Genomic DNA, 17,821 nt, shown 5'->3' with positions numbered 1-17,821 from the left:
GCGACGTTCCGGCAGGCGTTCGACGGCCCTTCCGGGGCCGTTCAGGGAAGATCGGGCGACCACCGTCGGATCTCCGTCTCCTCGGGGTGGAGGAGGCGGATGGCGTGGTCGTTGGTGTCGCAGACGAAGATCCGGTCCGAGCCGGGGTCCCAGGCCAGGCCGCCCGGCTCGTGGAAGCCGCCGGCCAGCGTGACCACCCGGCGGCCGCCGGGGTCGAGCCGCTTCACCTTGCCGTTGTAAGTGTCCGCGATGTAGAGGCGGCGCCTCCGCCGGTCCCAGGCCAGGTCGAGAGGGTGCTGGAGGCGGACTTCCTCGCCGGCGCCGTCCCGGTCGCCGAAGTCGAAGAGACCGGTCCCCACCAGCGTCCTCACGCTGCCCGCGGCCAGGTCGACCTCGCGGACGGCGCTGGCCTCGCTGTCGGCGACCCAGAGCCGGCCCGAGGCGCAGGCGAGCGCGCTGGGCTGGGCGAACGAAGCCATCTGCCGCTGCCCGTCGCGGAGTCCCTCCCATCCCGTCCCCGCCCAGGGCCGCGGCTCCTCGCCGGGGCCGGCCCGCCAGAGCTGGTGCGCGCCGGCCATGGCGATCCAGAGGTACCGCCCGTCGGAGGCGAGATCCCAGGGCTGACGCAGGTCGCCCGCCCACGCTTCGGGCCGGCCCCGGCCCCCGGGGACGCGCCAGATCCGGCCGGCCGGCGGGTCGGCCACCCAGAGCGTCCCGTCGACCCAGGCCATGCCCTGCGGCGAGAGCATGCCCTCGATCCGCTCCAGCAGCCGGCCGGCCCGGTCGAAGACCAGGACGCGGCCGTGACCGGAGTCGGAGATCCAGACGCGATCGCCGGCGATCCGCACCTTGCCGGGAAAGGCGAGACCGCGGGGGCCGGCCGGCGGCTCCCCGGCCGGGGGATCCGAGCCGCCGCCGGGGCGGAGCAGCCCCTCGGCCCGGAAGCGGTCGAGGAGTCCGGCCACCACCCGCTCCATCTCCGCGGGCGCGAACTCGCCCTCGTGCCGGCCGATCAGGCGGCCCGCCGGATCGACGAAGATCAGGGTCGGCCAGGCCCGGACGGCGTAGCTCTCCCAGACCGAGAAGGCGGCGTCGTTGGCGACGGGGTGGCGGATGCCCAGCCGCTGCGCCGCCGCCCGGATCGCCTCCGTCTCCCGCTCGGCGGTGAACTTGCCGGAGTGGATCCCCAGCACGACGAGGCCGCGGGGACCGAACCGTTCTTCCAGGCGCCGCAACTGCGGCACCACGTTCTGGCAGTTGATTCAGCCATACGTCCAGAAGTGGAGGAGCACCAGGCGCCCGCGCAGGTCGGCCAGGCGGACGGGACGGGAGCCGGTCCACTCCATCTCGGGTGGGAACTCCGGCGCGTGCAGCAACCCTTTCCTCCTCCCTTCCTGGAACTCGGCCACCGGCGACCTCTTCCGCAAGGCCAGCCGCCTCGCCCGAGAGTCGCCTCTGAGCGATCCTTTCGGGCGGCGCCACCGGCCGTCCTCCCGGAGCGGACCGCGATCCGCACCCCGTGCTCTCGTGTCCCAGGCCCGGGCGGGCGCGGTATGATCGGGGCGTGAACGCGCCCATTCCGTCGCAGAGAGGCGGCCCGGAGCGGCCGGTGGACATCCTCCTGCTCGACGCCACCTGGGGGGCGGGCCACCGCCAGGCGGCGCGGGCGATCCGGGAGGCGCTGCTCCAGGCGGATCCGGGACTGCGCATCGAGCAGATCGACGGCATGGAGATGGTCGGCCACCTCTTCAACCGGGGGGTGGGCGACATCTACATCGCCATGCTCCGTCACGCGCCCTGGTCCTACGGGGTCTTCTACCACAGGACGGGCTTCCTGCGCGACGACTCCCCCTGGCAGAAGTTTTTGAACCGCCTGGGCTGGACGCACCTGCTGGCCATCGTGCGCAGCCGACGGCCGCGGGTGGTCGTCTGCACCTTCCCGGTGCCGGCGGGCGTCCTGGTCCACCTCCGCCACCGCGGCCTGGTCGACGTGCCGGTGGTCACCGTGATCACCGATTACACGGTCCACAGCCAGTGGGTCCATCCCGGCACCAACCTCTACTGCGTGGGCAGCGAGGAGGTGAGGGAGAGCCTCCTCGCCCGCGGCGAGCCGGAGGAAGTGATCCGCGTCACGGGCATCCCCGTCCGCGACGGCTTCCGCCCGCACACCCCCGAGGAGCAGGCCCGGGCCCGGCAGCGGTTGAGGCTGAGACCGGACCGGCCCACCTTCCTGGTCACCGGCGGGGCGTTCGGCGCCTTGGCGGCGGTGGCCGGGGTGGCGGAGCGCCTGCTCCGGCTGGATCCCGAGCTCCAGCTCTTGCTGGTGGCCGGGCGGGACCGGAACCTGCGGAGAAGACTGAGAACGCTGGTCGAGGAGACTCCCGGCGCCCGCCGCCGGGCGCGCGTCTTCGGGTATACCGACGCCATGCCGCGGTTGATGGCCGCATCGGACGTGGTGGTGACCAAGGCGGGAGGGTTGACCACCGCCGAGGCGCTGGCCGCCGGCGTGCCGCCGTTGATCTACCGGCCGATCCCCGGCCAGGAGGAGGCCAACGCCAGGTGGCTCCTGAGCCGGAAGGCCGGCCTGGTGGTCCGCCAGCCGGAGGAGCTGGAGGCGGCGGTGCGCGGGCTGCTGGCCGAGCCGGAGCGGCTGGCCGCCCTGCGGGAGGCCGCCCGGGCGGCCGGGCGACCGGAGGCGGCGCGCCGGGTGGCGGCGGAGGTGCTGCGCATGGCGGAGCCGTCGCCCCGCCGGTAGCCCTTCCTGGTGAGGAGTGGAGAGGAGATTGGCCGGAGCGGGGTTTGGCCGCTGGGGCGAGAGGTTGCTGGTGACGGCCGGGGCGGCCTGGCTGGCGGCCGGCGGGCTGCCGGAGCTGCTGGGGCATTACCTCCACGCCGGGGTGACGGCCCGCGGTCCTGTCGCCGGCCGGGCGCGCGCGGCGCTCACCTTCGACGACGGGCCCGACCCGGCGAGCACGCCGCGCTTCCTGGAGGCGCTGGCGCGCTTGGAGGTGCCGGCCACCTTCTTCATGGTCGGGCGGCGCGCGGTCCGGGAACCGGCCCTGGTCCGCGAGGCGGTGGCCGCGGGGCACGAGCTGGGCAACCACACCTGGTCGCACCGCCACGCCTGGAGCCTGGGGCCCGCGGCGACGCTGCGCGAGATCAGGGACGCGGCGGCTCTCCTGGAGGACGTGAGCGGCCGCCCGGTCCGGTACCTGCGCCCGCCGTGGGGGGCCTTCAACTGGGCGGTCTGGCTGGGAGCGGCGGAGACCGGTGCGCGCCTCGTCCTCTGGAGCGCCGTGGGCGACGACTGGAAGGCCTCCGCCACGCCCGCCTCCATCGTCCGCCGCGTCGAGCAGGGGCTTCGGCCCGGGGTGATCGTCCTCCTCCACGACGCGGGCGGGGCCGAGGGAGCGCCGGAGCGGACGCTGGCCGCGCTGCCCGAGCTGGTGGACCGGATCCGGGCGGCCGGGATGGAGCTGGTCCCGCTGGCACGGCTGCTCGGGCCGGAGGCACCGGGGGCGGCGGAGGGAGCGCCTCCTGGGGCGCCGGCGCCGGGCGGGGCGAGCGGAGGAAGCCGAGGGTGATCCACCATCTCCTCCACCTGATCGGGCTCGATCCCATCCTGGTGGTCGCCCTCCTCAGCATGGCCGTCGCCCAGCTCTGGAAGGGGGGCGCGGAGAGCCTGCAGGCCCGGCGCCTGCTCTGGCGCCGCTTCGTGGAGCCGGGAGGCATGCCCAGCTCGCACGCGGCCCTGGTCAGCGGGCTGGTGGTGGGTGTCGGCCTCTCCACCGGTTGGACGTCCGGCCAGGCGTCGGTGGCCATCGTCGTCGCCCTGCTGGCCATGTGGGACGCGGTGACGGTCCGGCGCGCCGTGGGCGAGCAGGCGCGGGTCCTGAACGCGCTGCTCGACCGCTTGGAGCTTGCGGGGCCGAAGGAGAGGGCGGGCGAGGAGGAGGCGGTGCTCCCCCTGGCGGCGGGGGCGGCCCGTGAGGCCGGCTCGGAGCTGGCTCTCCTGCGGGAGCGGGAGAGGCGGGAGCTGAACGAGCTGCGCGGGCACACCCCGCTCCAGGTGCTCGTCGGCGCGCTGATCGGAACGGTCATCGCCCTGATCGTCTTCAACGTCTAGCCCGTCGGAACCGGGCGCCCTCGGGCGGAGAAGGGCGGGGATGGCCGGCTGTCCCCTCCGACCTCCCCGCCCCCTGTTTCCATCGGCCGCCGTTCAGGCGGCGCGCCGCTTCTCGAAGCGAACCTGGGACTTGGCGACCTGCGCCGCGCCGACATACGTGTCGGCCGCGCCGTAGAAGACCAGGAAGCGGTCCGGCAGGTCGACCGCCCCGCAGGCGAAGACCACGTTGGGGATCCAGCCGTTCCGCTCCCAGTCGGTTTCAGGCTCCAGGATCGGCTCCTCCAGCCGGTCGAGGACGCGCCAGGGCTCTTCCGCGTCCAGGAGCGCCGCCCCCAGCCGGTAGGTGTTGTGGGCGTCGACACCGTGGTAGATCAGCAGCCAGCCGTCCTCCACGCGCAGGGGTGCCGGGCCGATGCCGATGCGCGCCGAGTCCCAGTAACCGGGGCGCGGCAGGAGGATCTCGCGGTGGTCCTCCCAGTGGACCAGGTCGGTCGACTCCGCCAGCCAGATGGAGGGCGGCCGCCGGTGGAAGAGGAAGTAGCGGCCGGCGATCCTGGCCGGCAGGAGAGCCCCGTCCTTGTTGGGCTCGTCCAGGAGGATGCGCCTCTCGCCCCAGTGGATCAGGTCCCGCGAGGTGGCCAGGGTGATGCGGAAGTCGGTGGGCTCGCGGCCGCCGAAGGCCGTGTACACCATGTGGAAGCGGCCGCCGATCCGGGAGAGGCGGGGATCCTCGACCCCGCGCGCTTCCTGGGGGCCGAGACCGCGCATGACCGGATCCGACCGGCGCTCGAAGTGGATTCCGTCCGGGCTTTCCGCGTAGCCGATGGCGGAGACGTACGGATGGGAGTAGTCCGCGCCGAACGGTTGATCCGATGCACGGTAGAGCAAGACGATGCGATTTCGCCAGAGCGTGGCCGCTGCGTTGAAGACCGCCGCTCGTTCCCAGGGGTGTGTTTCCACCGGTCGGAGGACCGGTTCCATCGTCAGTCGCTCGAGGCGGAAAGCCATGGTAGCCGCCCAACGCTCCCTTCATCGGGTTCGGAATCGTATGGATGTCCCGCTCGCAGGCGGGTCCGCCGGGTCATGACCCCTTCGATCAGGATCCTCGTCCGCACTCCCTCGGGAGCCACCACCCGCCTTCACGCCCGGCACCACGGCTGCGGCGCCATGGGGGCCGCTAGCGATCTATGCCCGAGAAGCCCTGACCGCCCCCGGGATGCGGGGATCTCCAGAAACGGTTTTCACTCTCGGTCCGCGGTCAAATTCGCCGGCTAGTCTAACAAAGGTCGCCCGCAGGCGGGAAGTCCCCAAGACTGGGTCGTGGCACCCCCGCGGAGGGGGCGGAATAGCCTGCCTGCGAGACGCCGAGCGTTCCGGCTCACGGGAAGACGGGAGAGGGAACGTATGGAGAGAACCCCCGACCGGGATCGACCGCTCTACCCCATGTCCGTCGCCGCCGAGCTGACCGGGCTGACCCCTCGCCAGATCCGCTATTACGACCAGCGCGGCCTGGTCTCGCCCCACCGGACCCGTGGCGGCCACCGGCTCTTCTCCGGCCGGGACCTTGAGCGCCTCCTGACCATCAAGCGCTATCTCCGCGAGGGTTACAGGCTGCGCGAGATCCGGCGCATCCTGGAAGCGCCGGAGGGGGGGAGGTGACTTCGGGCGGTCCCACCCTTCGACCGGGCAGGAAGCCGGTCCTCCGGGACGGAACGTCCCCCACGAGAGGGGGCGATCCGGTGGAACCACTGGGCGAGGAAGAGATCGCACAGGCGGCGGAGGCGATGCGGGAGGAGCTGGTGGCCTGGAGGCGCCACCTCCATCGTCATCCGGAGCTGAGCTTCCAGGAGGAGGAGACCGCCGGCTGGGTGGCCGAACGGCTGCGCAGTTTCGGCCTCGAGCCGCGCCGGCCCTGGGGCACGGCCGTGGTGGCCGACCTGGACGGCGGGCGGGGGGGAAGGACGGTCGCCATCCGCGCCGACATGGACGCGCTCCCGGTGGAGGAGGCGACCGGCCTGGAGTTCGCCAGCGAGCGACCGGGCGTCATGCACGCCTGCGGCCACGACGGCCACACCGCCATCCTCCTGGGGGTGGCGCGCCTTCTCGCCACGACGCGGGCGCGCTGGCCGGGGCGGGTCCGCTTCCTCTTCCAGCCGGCCGAGGAGAAGATCCCCGGCGGGGCGCTGGGGCTGATCGAGCACGGGGCGCTGGACGGCGTGGATGCGGTCGTCGGCCTCCACCTCTGGTCCAACCTCCCGGTGGGCAAGGCCGGGCTGAACGAGGGCGCCCTGATGGCCAACGCCGACGACTTCCGCATCGTGGTCCACGGGCGCGGCGGACACGGGTCGGCGCCCCACCAGGCGGTGGACGCGCTCTGGGTGGGCGCCCAGATCGTCACCGGGCTGCAGGGGATGATGGGCCGTGCCGTCGACCCGCTCCAGCCGGCTGTGCTGACAGTGGGCACCTTCCACGCCGGCTTCAACTTCAACGTGATCGCACCGGCGGCGGAGATGACCGGGACCGTCCGGACCTTCGACGAGGTCACCCGGGAAGAGGTGATCCGCCGCATGCGCGCGCTGGTCGAGCACCTCTGCGCGGCAGCCGGGGCGAGCTACGACTTCGAGTACAACCGGGGGTACCCGGCCCTGACCAACCACCCGCAGGAGGCGCGGGTGCTGGCCGAGGCGGCCCGGAGCGTGCTCGGCGCCGAGAACGTGGACAGCCGGTACCCGCCCAACATGGGCGGCGAGGACTTCGCCTACTACCTCCAGAGGCGGCCGGGCGCCTTCCTCCTTCTGGGTGCCGGTCCGAGGGAGGGCGCCGGCGCTCCCCACCACAGCCCGCAGTTCACCATCGACGAGGAGGCGCTGCCGCTGGGCGTCCGCATCCTGAGCGGCGCCGCCCTCCGCCTCCTGGAGGCGAGGGATTGAACCCGGGGACGCCTCCGGGGGCCGGGCACCCCGGCGCCCGGGAAGAGCTGGCGGCCGTCACCGCCTTCAAGTTCGACGGCCGCCTCCACCGGCGCTGGCAGGCGGCGCCGGTCCTGGCCGAGGAAGGCAGCCTGACGGTCCTCTGGCTGCCCGCGGGGACGAAGGTGGAGGAGGCCGACGGTCGCCTCTGGGAGGACGATGTCCCCGTCGTCCACTACCTGTGGCGGGATCGCTGGTACGACGTCTTTGTCCTGCTGCAGGAACGGGGGCTCCGGTACTACTGCAACCTGACCACGCCGGTGGAGTGGGAGGAGGCCTCCCCGGGCGGGAGCCGGCACGGCCGGACCACCGACCTGGACGTGGACGTCCTGCTCGGCGAGGACGGGCGCCTCCAGATCCTCGACCTGCACGAGTTCGAGCTCCACCGGCGCCAGTGGTCCTACCCGGAGCGCCTGGTGCGGGAGGTGGAGCGGGGCCTCGCCGAGCTGCTCGACCGCATCCGCGACCGCCAGGAAGCGTTCTCGCCCGAGGCGCCCGCCCTCTGGCGGCGGTGGCTCGGTTCCGCCTGAGCGGCGGCAGACCCGGCCCGCCCGCCTACCAGCTGAGCCAGCGCCGCCAGGCGTGCCGCCAGCGCCCTCCCAGCTCCGCCCAGCGCCGGTTCAGCTCCTGCCACGCGCGATGGGCCGACACGGCCTCGGAGGGCGCCGGCGGCTCAGGGGCGAAGAGCGCCCGCTCGTAGAGGACGGCCAGCCGTTCCAGGGGCGGGACGACGACCGGGTAGACGCGGCCCACCCGGGCCGCGTACTCCGTGGGTGTCTCGCCCCGGCGCCGCGGCACCCCGTAGAGCCGGCCCAGTCGCTCCGCCAGGCGGAAGAGGCGGGCCATCTGGGCCCGGCCGCCGGCCACGGGCGCCATCTCGCGCCACCAGCCCCGCCCCGTCCAGAAAGCTGCCAGGAGCGCGCCCAGGAGGGCGAACCACGGCCAGCGGGGAGCCCCCTGGGCGGTGCCTGCGGCGGCTCCGGAGCCGCCGGTCTCCCCGCTCTGCGGCTGCCGGAGGGGAGGCCGGGAAGGCTGGCCGCCCGGACCGGCGTCGGGCGCCGGCGCCAGGGTTCCCGCACCGGTGGAGGCCGTTTCGGTCGCGCCCGGAGTCGGATCGAAGGGCACCCAGCCGCGCCCGGGGATCCAAGCCTCCACCCAGGCGTGGGCGTCGGCGTTCCGCACCTCCAGCTGCCGGCCGCCGTCGGGCAGCAGCCGCCCCCCGGCCAGGTCGACCCGGAAGCCGGTCACCCAGCGCGCCGGGATGCCCAGCGTGCGGAGCATGACGGCCATGGCCGAGGAGTAGTAGGTGCAGTATCCCTGCCGCTCCTCGAAGAGGAAGAAGTCCACGAAGTCCCGGCCCGGTGGAGGCGCGGAGGCGTCCAGGGTGTAGGGATAGCTGCTCTTCAGGAAGCGCTCCAGCGCCCGCGCCTTCTCCAGCGGCGTCGACGAGCCGGCGGTCACCCGCTGGGCCAGCTCCCTCACCCGGGCGGGGACCTCCGCGGGCAGCTGGAGGCCGTTCCCCTGGTCGGGCGGTGGAACCGGCCCGGCCAGGGAAGAGGGTGCATACCCGGGCCCACCCACGGGGATCAGCCGCGCCACCAGCTCGTAGCCCTGCTGCAGCGCGCCCGTCGCAGCGTAGAGGTTGCCGAGGCCGTCCGAGCGGATCTCCGCCGGCACGGAGAGCTGGACGGGCTGCAGCGGGTAGAAGACCACGGGCAGGCTCCCCAGCGGTTCCACCTCGAGCCGCACCCTGGGCGCCGAGGGGGGGATCGCCCCCGCCGGCTGCGGCGGCCGGGAGCGGGTCGGCTCCCCGCTCGGGGAGAGCTTCCACCCCAGGCCCGTGTAGACGTCGTCGGCCATCCCCCGCAGGTAGAGCGTGCCGGCGGCGGGGGCACCGTAGAGGCGGAGCCGCATCACCGGCGTCGGGTCGAGCAGGACCGGTCCCCCCAGCCGGTCGTTCGCCTGCGCGAAGCCCGTGCTGGAAAGGTCGAAGCCGCCCGGCGGGAGCGAACCCACGGGCACGCCGGCCCCGCGGAGCCGCTCGAGGCTGGGCATCAGCTGGGCGAACCGCTGGCCCAGCGAGCCGAGGCTGGCGGGCGGGATGGCGGTCGGCAGCGCGGCCACCAGGGCGAGCAGGGCCACGGCCGCCAGCACGCCCAGCGTCAGCTGGCGGGCCGGGGTGGCGGAGTAGGCCACGGGCGCTCGGGTGGCGTCGGCCGCCGCCGGCGAGCTTGCGCGCGGCGCGTGGGCCACCGCCTCCCGGGCGGCCAGCCAGGCCAGACCCAGGGCCATGGCCGGCCAGAGGATGGAGTAGGCGGGATCCCAGTACCAGAGCCACTGCACCAGAAGGACGGCGGCTCCCAGCCCGAGGAGCCAGACGCCGCGCCCCGAGGCCGCCCGCTCCCGGTGGGCGAGGATGCCGGCCAGCAGGCCGCCCAGCGTCATCAGCCCGTAGGCGACGCCGGGAGGCGTGGGCAGTGGATGCCCGCTCCAGGCGGCGCCCAGCAGCTGACCCAGGAGGAGCAGCTGGCTCCGCAGCTGCCACCAGAGCAGGGGGGCGTAGCGGGCGGAGAGACCCAGGGCCAACACCACGGCGACCACCAGCGCCGTAGCCAGCCACCGCCAGCGCGCCATGGCCCAGGCCGCCAGGGAGACTGGCACCGCCACCTCCAGGAAGCGAGCGGGCTCCACGGGCACGTGGAGGAAGGGGCCGAAGCTCCAGACCAGCAGCCCCAGGTAGGCGTGAAAGAGGAGCATCTCCAGGGCGCGCCAGGCGTACCAGGCGCCACCGCCTCTCGAGGCCGGTGCCCCGATGACCTCCTCCTCCCCGGGCAGGGAGGGGTCAGCGAAGGACGGCGCGCGCATCCGCCTCACCCCCCAGCTGGGCGTCCAACTCCGCGACCGACGCGGCGGCATAGGCATGGACACCCGCCTCGGTCAACCGGCGGAGGACCTCTCCCGCGGCCTCCGGGCCGCCGCGCGGCCGCTCTTCGCCCGCCCGGCCGCCGGCCCTCCCGCCGGCCCGCGGCTTGACCAGGACGACCAGGACGCCGAAGCCGTCCTGCTGGAGACTCTGCAGGGCGGCGGCGGTGGAGGCCTCGAGGTGGGGGGAGCAGACGATCAGCGCCGTCTGGGCCGCCAGCCGGTGGCCCAGGCCGGCCAGCGCCTCCTCGAGCCCGCCGTCGGCCAGAGAAGCGGAGGCGAGCGCCTCCAGGAGGAAGCCCATCTGGTTCTCCCCCGTCCGCGGGGGGATCCAGAGGGGGGAGGGGCCTCCCACCCAGGCGCCCACGGCGACGTTTCGCCGCAGGTAGAGCCGGCCGGAAGCGGCGGCCAGCTCGCAGGCGGCGTCCAGGAGGTCCGGCGAGACCTCGCCGGCGGCCGCCGCCTCGTAGGACTTCCGGTCGGTGTCCACCACCAGCACCGCCTGCCCCGAGGCGGTGGGGTCGAACTGCTTCGTGTAGAGCGAACCTCGCCGGGCACTCGCCTTCCAGTGGATCCAGCGGGTCGCGTCGCCCGGTTGCGCCGGGCGGGCGCCGGCGAGGCTACCGGGGTCCGGCAGGATCCGCCTGCGCGTCTCCACCTGGCCGAAGGGGTCCCGCAGGGGAAGCGGCAGGCGACCCAGGGGCAGGACCCGGGGATAGACCGTCACCGTCTCCTGCCCCTCCACCCGCCAGCGTTTCTCGAAGAGCCCGAAGGGATCGCGGACGCGGGCCTCCAGCGGGCCCAGTGCGTAGCGGCCCCGCCGGAGCGGGCGCGTCCGGAGCCGGTAGGTGGCGGAGGCGGAGACGGGCATCGACAGGAGAAGCGGTTCGCTCAGCAGGCCGATGGGCGCCTCGGAGACGTCCTCCAGCGCAAGGTGGGGCACAGGCAGCCAGCCGGCGTTCTCCACCGCGAGCGACACCTCCAGCTGCTCGCCGGCGGTGCTCCGGAGACGGCCGCGCTGCAGTTCGATCTCCACGTGGCGGGCTGCATAGGCCGTCCACCCCCCGGAGAGCAAAAGGAGGGCGGTGAAGAGGAAGAAGATCGACCAGGGCAGCCGCCCGCCCATCAGGAGCGCGGCCACTCCGAGGACGGCCCAGAGCAGCGGGATCCAGGGATCGTTCAGCCGCAGGCGCACCCCTCATCCCCCCCGCCTCACCCGCACCTGGTCGGGCAGGGGCGTCCGGTTGAGGATGTCACGCACGACGCTCTCGGGTGTCACCTGCTCCCAACGCGCCTCCGGCCGCAGGATCAAGCGGTGGGCGAGGGCCGGTTCGGCCAGGGCCTTCACGTCCTCGGGCAGGACGTAGTCCCGGCCGGAGACGGCGGCCCGCGCCCGGGCCAGCGCTGCCAGGGTGACGGCGGCGCGCGGGCTGGCCCCGAGCTGCACCTCGGGGTGGGTCCGGGTGGCCGTGATGAGGTCGATCAGGTAGGCGCGGAGCGCCGGGTCCACGTAGACCCCGCGCACGCGCTCCTGGGCCGCCAGCACTTCCTCCGGCGTGGCCACCTGCTGGAGCGTCCTGAGCGGCTCGTCGCCGCGCATCCGGTCCAGCAGCTGCATCTCCTCCTCGGGCGCGGGGTAACCGATGCGCAGGCGGAGGCCGAACCGGTCCAGCTGGGCCTCGGGCAACGGGTAGGTGCCCTCGAAGTCGACGGGGTTCTCGGTGGCCAGCACCAGGAAGGGGCGGGGGAGGGGGCGGGTCACGCCGTCGGCACTCACCTGCCGTTCCTCCATGCACTCCAGCAGGCTCGACTGCGTCTTGGGCGAGGCGCGATTGATCTCGTCGGCCAGGAGGACCTGGTGGAAGACGGGCCCCGGTTCGAAGCGGAACTCGCCCCGGTGCGGGTCCCAGACCGAGGTGCCGGTCACGTCGGAAGGGAGGAGGTCGGGGGTGAACTGGAGGCGCGCGAAGCTGGCCCCCAGCGAGACGGCCAGGGCCTTGACCAGCATGGTCTTGCCGGTTCCCGGCACGTCCTCGATCAGGACATGGCGGTCCGCCAGCAGCGCCACCAGCAGCAGCTCGACGGCCCGCCGCTTGCCGAGGATGACCCGTTCGACGTTCCCGGTCACCCGCGCGGCCAGGTCGCGTACCTCGGGAATCTCGGGCATAGGATTCTCCCTTGCATCGGAATGCGGAATCATCGTATCACGAAACTTGCGCCGCCACGGCCGGCCCCGCCGGCCGGCCCGCCCGCCCGCAGCCGGAGAGGGCTCCAGGGCGTCGCCCGGGCAGTCGCGCGGCGAGGAAGAGGGATCCGCGATGTGCATGGACCAGGCTGGACCGGCGCATCCCGGGGAGCCGGACGGTGCGGAGACACGCCGGGGCGAACGGGTGGCCATCATCGGCCTCGGCCGCTCCAACCGGCCGCTGGTCCGCTGGTTCCTGGCGCGAGGGGCGCGGGTCGCGGTCTTCGACCGGAAGACCGGGGAGGAGCTGGGCGAGAGCCTCCACGAGCTGGACGGGCTGGAGGTGGAGAGGAGGCTCGGTCCCGGCTACCTGGACGAGGGGCTGGCCGGCTTCGACCGGCTGGTGCTGGCGCCGGGGATGCGGATCGACCTTCCCGCGGTGGAGGAGGCGAGGCGGCGGGGCGCCCGGATCGACGGGGAGATCGCCATCCTCCTCCGCGAGCTGGCCCGCCGACGGGCGTGCGTGGTCGGGATCACCGGCACCTCCGGGAAGACCACCACCACCACCCTGACCGGGCAGATCTTCCGGAGGGCCGGGCGCCGGACCTGGGTGGGCGGGAACATCGGCGACCCGCTGATCGACCGGGTGGAGAAGATCGGCGCCGGGGACGTGGTGGTCCTGGAGCTCTCCAGCTTCCAGCTGCGCCTGGTGGACCGGAGCCCGCAGGTGGCGGCGATCCTGAACATCCGGCCCAACCACCTGGACATCCATCCTTCCCTGGAGGAGTACACCGAGAGCAAGCGGCGGATCGTCCGCTTCCAGACAGCCGGCGACGTGGCCGTGCTCAACGCGGAGGACCCGGCCTGCCGCGCCAGCGAGGCGCCCGGGCGGCGCTTCTGGTTCGCGCTCGAGCGCGGCTCGCTGCCGGAGGAGGGCGAGGGGGCCGCGTGGAGCGAGCGCGGCCGCCTCCGGCTGCGCTGGCTCGGCCGGGAGGAGGAGCTGGGCCCGGAGAGCGAGATCCCCCTCCGCGGCCGGCACAACGTGGCCAACGTGCTGGCCGCCGCCGCCATGGCCCGCTCGCTGGGGGTGGAGCCCGGCGTCGTCTGGGCGACCGTCCGCGCCTTCCATCCGGTGGAACACAGGCTGGAGCTGTGCGGCCACGTGGGCGGCGCCACCTGGGTGAACGACTCCATCGCCACTGCCCCGGACCGGACGGTGGCCGGTCTTGACGCCTTCACGCAGCCCGTCGTCCTCATCGCCGGAGGCTACGACAAGCACCTCTCCTACCGGCCGCTGGCCGAGCGGATGTTGACCGGCCTCCGCGCCGCCATCCTCCTGGGCCAGACGGCGCCCGTCATCGCCCGGGAGCTGGAGATGGTCAGCGCCGAGCGCGGGGTGGCGCCGCCGCCGGTGGAGCGGGTGGGCTCGCTGGAGGAGGCGGTGGAGGCCGCCCGCCGCCGGGCCCGGCCCGGCGACGTGGTCCTGCTCTCGCCGGCCAGCGCCAGCTACGACATGTTCCGCGACTATGAGGAGCGCGGGCGGCGCTTCAAGCAGCTGGTGGCCGAGATGGAGAAGGAGGAGCGCGAAGGCGGCAAGCGGTAAGCTCAGGGAGGGTGGCCGGGCGCGGATCCGCCGGCCGCTCCGGGCTGAGGCGGGAGGAGGCGCGAGGGTGACCGGCTTCGTCCATCTGCACATGCACTCCGAGTACAGCCTCCTGGACGGGATGATCCGCGTCCAGGAGCTGGCTCGGGCGGCGCGGGAGATGGGCATGCCCGCGGTCGCCCTGACCGACCACGGCGTCCTCTACGGTGCCGTCGACTTCTACAAGGCCTGCCAACAGGAGGGGGTCCGGCCCATCCTGGGCTGCGAGCTCTACGTGGCCCCCGGGAGCCGTTTCGAGCGCAGCCCCGGTCCCCACGGCGAGCCTTACTACCACCTGACGCTGCTCGCCGAGGACGACCGCGGCTGGCGGAACCTGATGGCGCTGGTCAGCCTGGCCTCGCTGGAGGGCACCTACCGGCGGCCGCGGGTGGACCGCGAGCTGCTGGAGCGGTACCACGAGGGCCTGATCGCGCTGAGCGGCTGCCTGAGCGGCGAGCTCTCCGCGCGGCTGCTGCGCGGCGACGTCCAGGGCGCCCGGGAGGCCGCCCGCTTCTACCGCGATCTCTTCGGCCCCGAGAGCTTCTTCGTCGAGCTGCAGGACCACGGGCTGGCCGCCCAGCAGCAGCTCCTCCCCCGGCTGGCGGAACTGGCGAGGGAGCTGGGGGTGGGCGTGGTCGCCACCAACGACGCCCACTATCCGCGCAGGGAGGATGCGCCCGCCCACGAGGTGCTCCTCTGCATCCAGACGGCCACCACCGTCGAAGACCCCGGGCGGATGCGCTTCGACTCCGACCAGTTCTACATCAAGAGCCCCGAGGAGATGGCCGAGCGCTTCGCCTGGTGCCCGGAGGCGCTGGAGAACACGCTCCGCATCGCCGAGCGCTGCCGGGTGGAGCTGCCCTTCGGGCGGATGGAGCTGCCGGACTACCCGCTCCCGCCCGGCCACGACGCCGCCAGCTACCTCCGCCAGCTCTGCGAGGAGCGGCTTCCGGTCCGCTACCCGGAGGCCGCGCGCCGCGTCGCCGGGGGCGACGTCCGCCGGCGGTTGGAGCATGAGCTGGCGGTGATCGGGCGGATGGGGTACGCCGGCTACTTCCTGATCGTCTGGGACTTCATCGACTGGGCGCGGCGGCAGGGGATCGCCGTGGGTCCGGGCCGCGGCTCGGCCGCAGGAAGCCTGGTGGCCTACCTCCTGGGCATCACCGACGTCGATCCGCTCCGCCACCGGCTGGTCTTCGAGCGCTTCCTCAACCCCGAGCGCGTCTCCATGCCCGACATCGACATCGACATCGAGGACCGGCGGCGAGGCGAGGTGATCGACTACGTCGTGCGCAAGTACGGTGCCGACCGGGTGGGCCAGATCATCACCTTCGGGCGGATGCTCGCCCGCGCCGTGGTCCGCGACGTCGGCCGCGCCCTCGGCTTCCCCTATGCCGAGGTGGACCGGATGGCGCGCATGGTGCCCGAGCGGCCGGGCGTCACGCTGGAGGAGGCGCTGACCGGCAACCCCGAGCTGGCCGCCGCCTACGCCTCCTCGGAGCGCGTGCGCACCCTGTTCGACGTGGCTCGCCGCCTGGAGGGGCTCGCCCGCCACGCCTCGGTCCATGCCGCCGGCGTCGTCATCTCGCCCGTGCCGCTGATGGAGCGGGTGCCGCTCCAGGCGATGCAGCACAACGGCGAGACCACCGTGGTCACCCAGTTCCCCATGGGGACGCTGGAGGAGCTGGGGCTGCTCAAGTTCGACTTCCTGGGGCTGCGGACGCTCACCGTCATCGAGGAGGCCAACCGGCTGATCGCGCGCCGGCGGGGGGCGCCGGTCGACTTCCACGACCTGCCGGAGGACGACGCGGAGACGCTGGAGATGCTCGGCCGGGGCGAGACGACGGGCATCTTCCAGCTGGAGTCGCCGGGCATGCGGGAGATGCTCCGGGAGCTGAAGCCCTCCCGGCTGGAGGACATCATCGCCGCCGTCGCCCTCTACCGGCCCGGACCGATGGAGAACATCCCCGAGTTCGTCCGCGCCAAGCACGAGGGCGGCGTCCGCTACCCGCACCCCCTGCTGGAGCCGATCCTGCGCGACACGTACGGGATCCTCGTCTACCAGGAGCAGGTCATGGAGGTGGCCTCGGCGATGGCCGGCTTCAGCCTGGGCCAGGCCGACCTCCTCCGGCGCGCCGTGGGCAAGAAGAAACGGGAGGAGCTGGACGCCCAGCGCGAGGCGTTCATCCGGGGCTGCCTGCGCAACGGGCACCCCCGCGAGCTCGCGGAGGAGCTGTACGACCTGATCCTCCGCTTCGCCAACTACGGCTTCAACCGCGCCCACGCCGCCGCCTACGGCATCCTCGCCTACCGCACCGCCTGGCTGAAGTGCCACGAGCCGGTCGCCTTCCTGGCGGCGCTGATCGCCAGCGTCCAGGACGCCAGCGACAAGGTGGCCGAGTACATCCGCGAGGCGAGGCGCCTCGGCATCGAGGTGCGGGCGCCCCACGTCAACCACTCCGGCGTCCAGACCGAGCCGGAGGGCCAGGCGCTTCGCCTCGGCCTGGCGGCGGTCAAGAACGTGGGCGTGGCGGCCGCGGAGGCGGTGGTCCAGGCGCGCGAGGCGGGGGGCCCCTTCGCCAGCCTGACCGACCTGGCGGAGCGGACGGGCACGGCGGTGCTCAACCGGCGGGCGCTGGAGAGCCTGGTCAAGGCGGGCGCGCTCGACGGGCTCGGCGCCAACCGGGCCACGCTGGCGGATTCGCTGGACACGGCGCTGGCGGCTGCCCAGGGCGAGGAAGCCCGGCGCCAGAGCGGCCAGCTCTCCTTCTTCGGGGAGACGTCCGCCTCCGCCCGCCTCGCCTCCGTGGAGCCCGCCGCCGGGGCGGCGCGGCCCGAGTGGCCTCCGCTGCGGCTCCTCGCCTACGAGAAGGAGGCGCTGGGCTTCTACCTGAGCGAGCACCCGCTGACCCGGCTGGAGCGGCGGCTGGCCGCCCTGGGGGTGACGCCGCTGGAGCGGCTGGGCGAGCGGCAGCCGGACGAGACCGTGCGGGTGGCGGGGTCGCTGGTGGAGCTGCGGCGGCGGAGCACGCGGAACGGGGAGCCGATGGGCTTCCTCACCCTGGACGACGGGAGCGGGGAGGCGGAGGTCCTCCTCTTTCCGCGCCTCCTGGCCCAGGCGGGGCCGCTCCTGGCGGGAGAGGCGCCGCTCCTCCTGGTGGAGGGGCGCTACTCGCCCCGGGACGACCGCCCGGAACGGCCGACGGTGGTGGCGACGCGCCTCGAACGCCTGGAGGAGGCGGATGCCTCCCCCCAGGCGCCCGCCCCTGTCCTCTACCTCCGTCTCGGGCGGCTCCTGGCGCCCGAGGAGGACCGCTGGCTCGGCCGGGAGCTCCGCCGCCGGCCGGGTCGCTCACCGGTCCTGCTGGACGAGGGCGACGGCCGGCGCTGGCGGAAGCTGGCGATCCGGGTGGAGGCGGACGAGGAGCTGCTGCGGCTTCTCCGCGAACGCTTCGGTCCCGGGGCGGCCCGCCTGGGTTCAGCCGGATAGGCCGTGGCAGCGGAGATGCGCGGCGGCCAGGAGCGTCTTGCCGTCGTGGATGCGCCCGGCCTCCACGGCGTCGAGGAACTCTTCCACGGTGAGCGCCTCCACCTCCAGCTCCTCGCCGGGGTCCAGGCTCCGTTCACCGTCCCGGAGATCCCGCGCCACGAAGAGGTGGATCTCCTCGTTGGAGTAGCCCGGCGCCGGCCAGAACCAGAAGAGCTCCTGCAGGCGGCCGGCGCGGAAGCCGGTCTCCTCCTCCAGCTCCCGGCGGGCGCAGGCCTCCACCTCCTCGCCGGGCTCGGCCTTGCCCGCGGGCAGCTCCAGGATCCAGCTGTCCAGGGCGGCGCGGTACTGCCGCTCCAGGAGGATGCGGCCGTCGGGCAGGACCGGGATGATACAGGCCACTTTGGGGGAGTCGACGAACCAGTGCGTCACCTCGCGGCCGCGCACCGTGAAGCGGCGCTCACCGATGGGTAGCATGCCCTCCTCCTTC

General features: G+C 73.9%; 15 protein-coding genes. 8 read left to right on the top strand and 7 right to left on the bottom strand.

The features are described from left to right. Positions 1-41 precede the first annotated feature (41 nt). Both QJR14_04810 and QJR14_04805 read right to left on the bottom strand, forming a co-directional pair. On the bottom strand, positions 42-1,235 hold the full coding sequence (locus QJR14_04810) for an alkyl hydroperoxide reductase (protein MDI3316918.1): 1,194 nt from the start codon (positions 1,233-1,235) through the stop codon (positions 42-44). A 27-nt stretch (positions 1,236-1,262) separates the two neighbouring features. Then, positions 1,263-1,427 carry a hypothetical protein gene (locus QJR14_04805; protein MDI3316917.1) on the bottom strand — a complete coding sequence of 55 codons (165 nt, stop codon included), beginning with the start codon at positions 1,425-1,427 and terminating at the stop codon, positions 1,263-1,265. Positions 1,428-1,609: 182 nt separating this feature from the next. Here QJR14_04805 and QJR14_04800 point away from each other — a divergent pair, with 182 nt between their 5' ends. From QJR14_04800 to QJR14_04790, 3 genes are read left to right on the top strand one after another with little or no spacing between them, the layout of a single operon-like run. Further along, the gene (locus QJR14_04800; GenBank protein ID MDI3316916.1) at positions 1,610-2,755 is read left to right on the top strand and encodes a glycosyltransferase; all 1,146 of its coding nucleotides are present in this window, start codon (positions 1,610-1,612) and stop codon (positions 2,753-2,755) included. A 28-nt stretch (positions 2,756-2,783) separates the two neighbouring features. Continuing rightward, positions 2,784-3,584: a polysaccharide deacetylase family protein gene (locus QJR14_04795; GenBank protein ID MDI3316915.1), complete on the top strand. Its 801-nt coding sequence runs from the start codon at positions 2,784-2,786 to the stop codon at positions 3,582-3,584. Next, positions 3,581-4,126, top strand: coding sequence for a divergent PAP2 family protein (locus QJR14_04790; GenBank protein ID MDI3316914.1), 546 nt, complete (start codon positions 3,581-3,583; stop codon positions 4,124-4,126). Before QJR14_04795 ends, QJR14_04790 begins: the two co-directional genes overlap by 4 nt. Before the next feature lie 93 nt (positions 4,127-4,219). Here the strand turns inward: QJR14_04790 and QJR14_04785 are convergent, their stop codons facing one another. Next, the gene (locus tag QJR14_04785; GenBank protein MDI3316913.1) at positions 4,220-5,107 is read right to left on the bottom strand and encodes a glycosidase; all 888 of its coding nucleotides are present in this window, start codon (positions 5,105-5,107) and stop codon (positions 4,220-4,222) included. Between the two features lie 423 nt (positions 5,108-5,530). Here QJR14_04785 and QJR14_04780 point away from each other — a divergent pair, with 423 nt between their 5' ends. From QJR14_04780 to QJR14_04770, 3 genes are all read left to right on the top strand, one after another. Continuing rightward, the gene (locus QJR14_04780; GenBank protein ID MDI3316912.1) at positions 5,531-5,785 is read left to right on the top strand and encodes a MerR family transcriptional regulator; all 255 of its coding nucleotides are present in this window, start codon (positions 5,531-5,533) and stop codon (positions 5,783-5,785) included. An 89-nt stretch (positions 5,786-5,874) separates the two neighbouring features. Next, the gene (locus QJR14_04775; GenBank protein ID MDI3316911.1) at positions 5,875-7,056 is read left to right on the top strand and encodes an amidohydrolase; all 1,182 of its coding nucleotides are present in this window, start codon (positions 5,875-5,877) and stop codon (positions 7,054-7,056) included. After that, on the top strand, positions 7,053-7,625 hold the full coding sequence (locus tag QJR14_04770) for a DUF402 domain-containing protein (protein MDI3316910.1): 573 nt from the start codon (positions 7,053-7,055) through the stop codon (positions 7,623-7,625). The genes QJR14_04775 and QJR14_04770 overlap by 4 nt, the downstream gene beginning before the upstream one ends. Before the next feature lie 25 nt (positions 7,626-7,650). On the opposite strand, the gene QJR14_04765 is transcribed toward QJR14_04770, so the two are convergent. The 3 genes from QJR14_04765 to QJR14_04755 are packed head-to-tail and all read right to left on the bottom strand — an operon-like array spanning position 7,651 to position 12,184. Further along, entirely contained in the window at positions 7,651-9,960 is a 2,310-nt protein-coding gene (locus tag QJR14_04765; protein MDI3316909.1) for a transglutaminaseTgpA domain-containing protein, read from the bottom strand. Further along, positions 9,938-11,212, bottom strand: a complete 1,275-nt coding sequence (locus tag QJR14_04760) for a DUF58 domain-containing protein (protein ID MDI3316908.1) — start codon at positions 11,210-11,212, stop codon at positions 9,938-9,940. Before QJR14_04760 ends, QJR14_04765 begins: the two co-directional genes overlap by 23 nt. Before the next feature lie 3 nt (positions 11,213-11,215). Next, positions 11,216-12,184 carry a MoxR family ATPase gene (locus tag QJR14_04755; protein ID MDI3316907.1) on the bottom strand — a complete coding sequence of 323 codons (969 nt, stop codon included), beginning with the start codon at positions 12,182-12,184 and terminating at the stop codon, positions 11,216-11,218. Positions 12,185-12,335: 151 nt separating this feature from the next. Here QJR14_04755 and murD point away from each other — a divergent pair, with 151 nt between their 5' ends. After that, positions 12,336-13,805, top strand: a complete 1,470-nt coding sequence (gene murD / locus QJR14_04750) for a UDP-N-acetylmuramoyl-L-alanine--D-glutamate ligase (GenBank protein MDI3316906.1) — start codon at positions 12,336-12,338, stop codon at positions 13,803-13,805. 67 nt (positions 13,806-13,872) lie between these two features. Beyond that, positions 13,873-17,334 (top strand): DNA polymerase III subunit alpha, encoded by a 3,462-nt coding sequence (locus QJR14_04745; protein MDI3316905.1) that lies wholly within the window; start codon positions 13,873-13,875, stop codon positions 17,332-17,334. On the opposite strand, the gene QJR14_04740 is transcribed toward QJR14_04745, so the two are convergent. Further along, complete coding sequence (locus QJR14_04740) at positions 17,323-17,808, bottom strand: NUDIX hydrolase (protein ID MDI3316904.1); 486 nt, start codon at positions 17,806-17,808, stop codon at positions 17,323-17,325. The two genes, QJR14_04745 and QJR14_04740, sit on opposite strands and share 12 nt — an antisense overlap. Positions 17,809-17,821: the final 13 nt, after the last annotated feature.

It is taken from the genome of Bacillota bacterium, assembly GCA_029961055.1.
In the GTDB taxonomy this organism is placed as follows: Bacteria; Bacillota; Sulfobacillia; order JAIMAT01; family JAIMAT01; genus JAIMAT01.
This window is presented reverse-complemented; position numbering and strand designations above follow the sequence as displayed.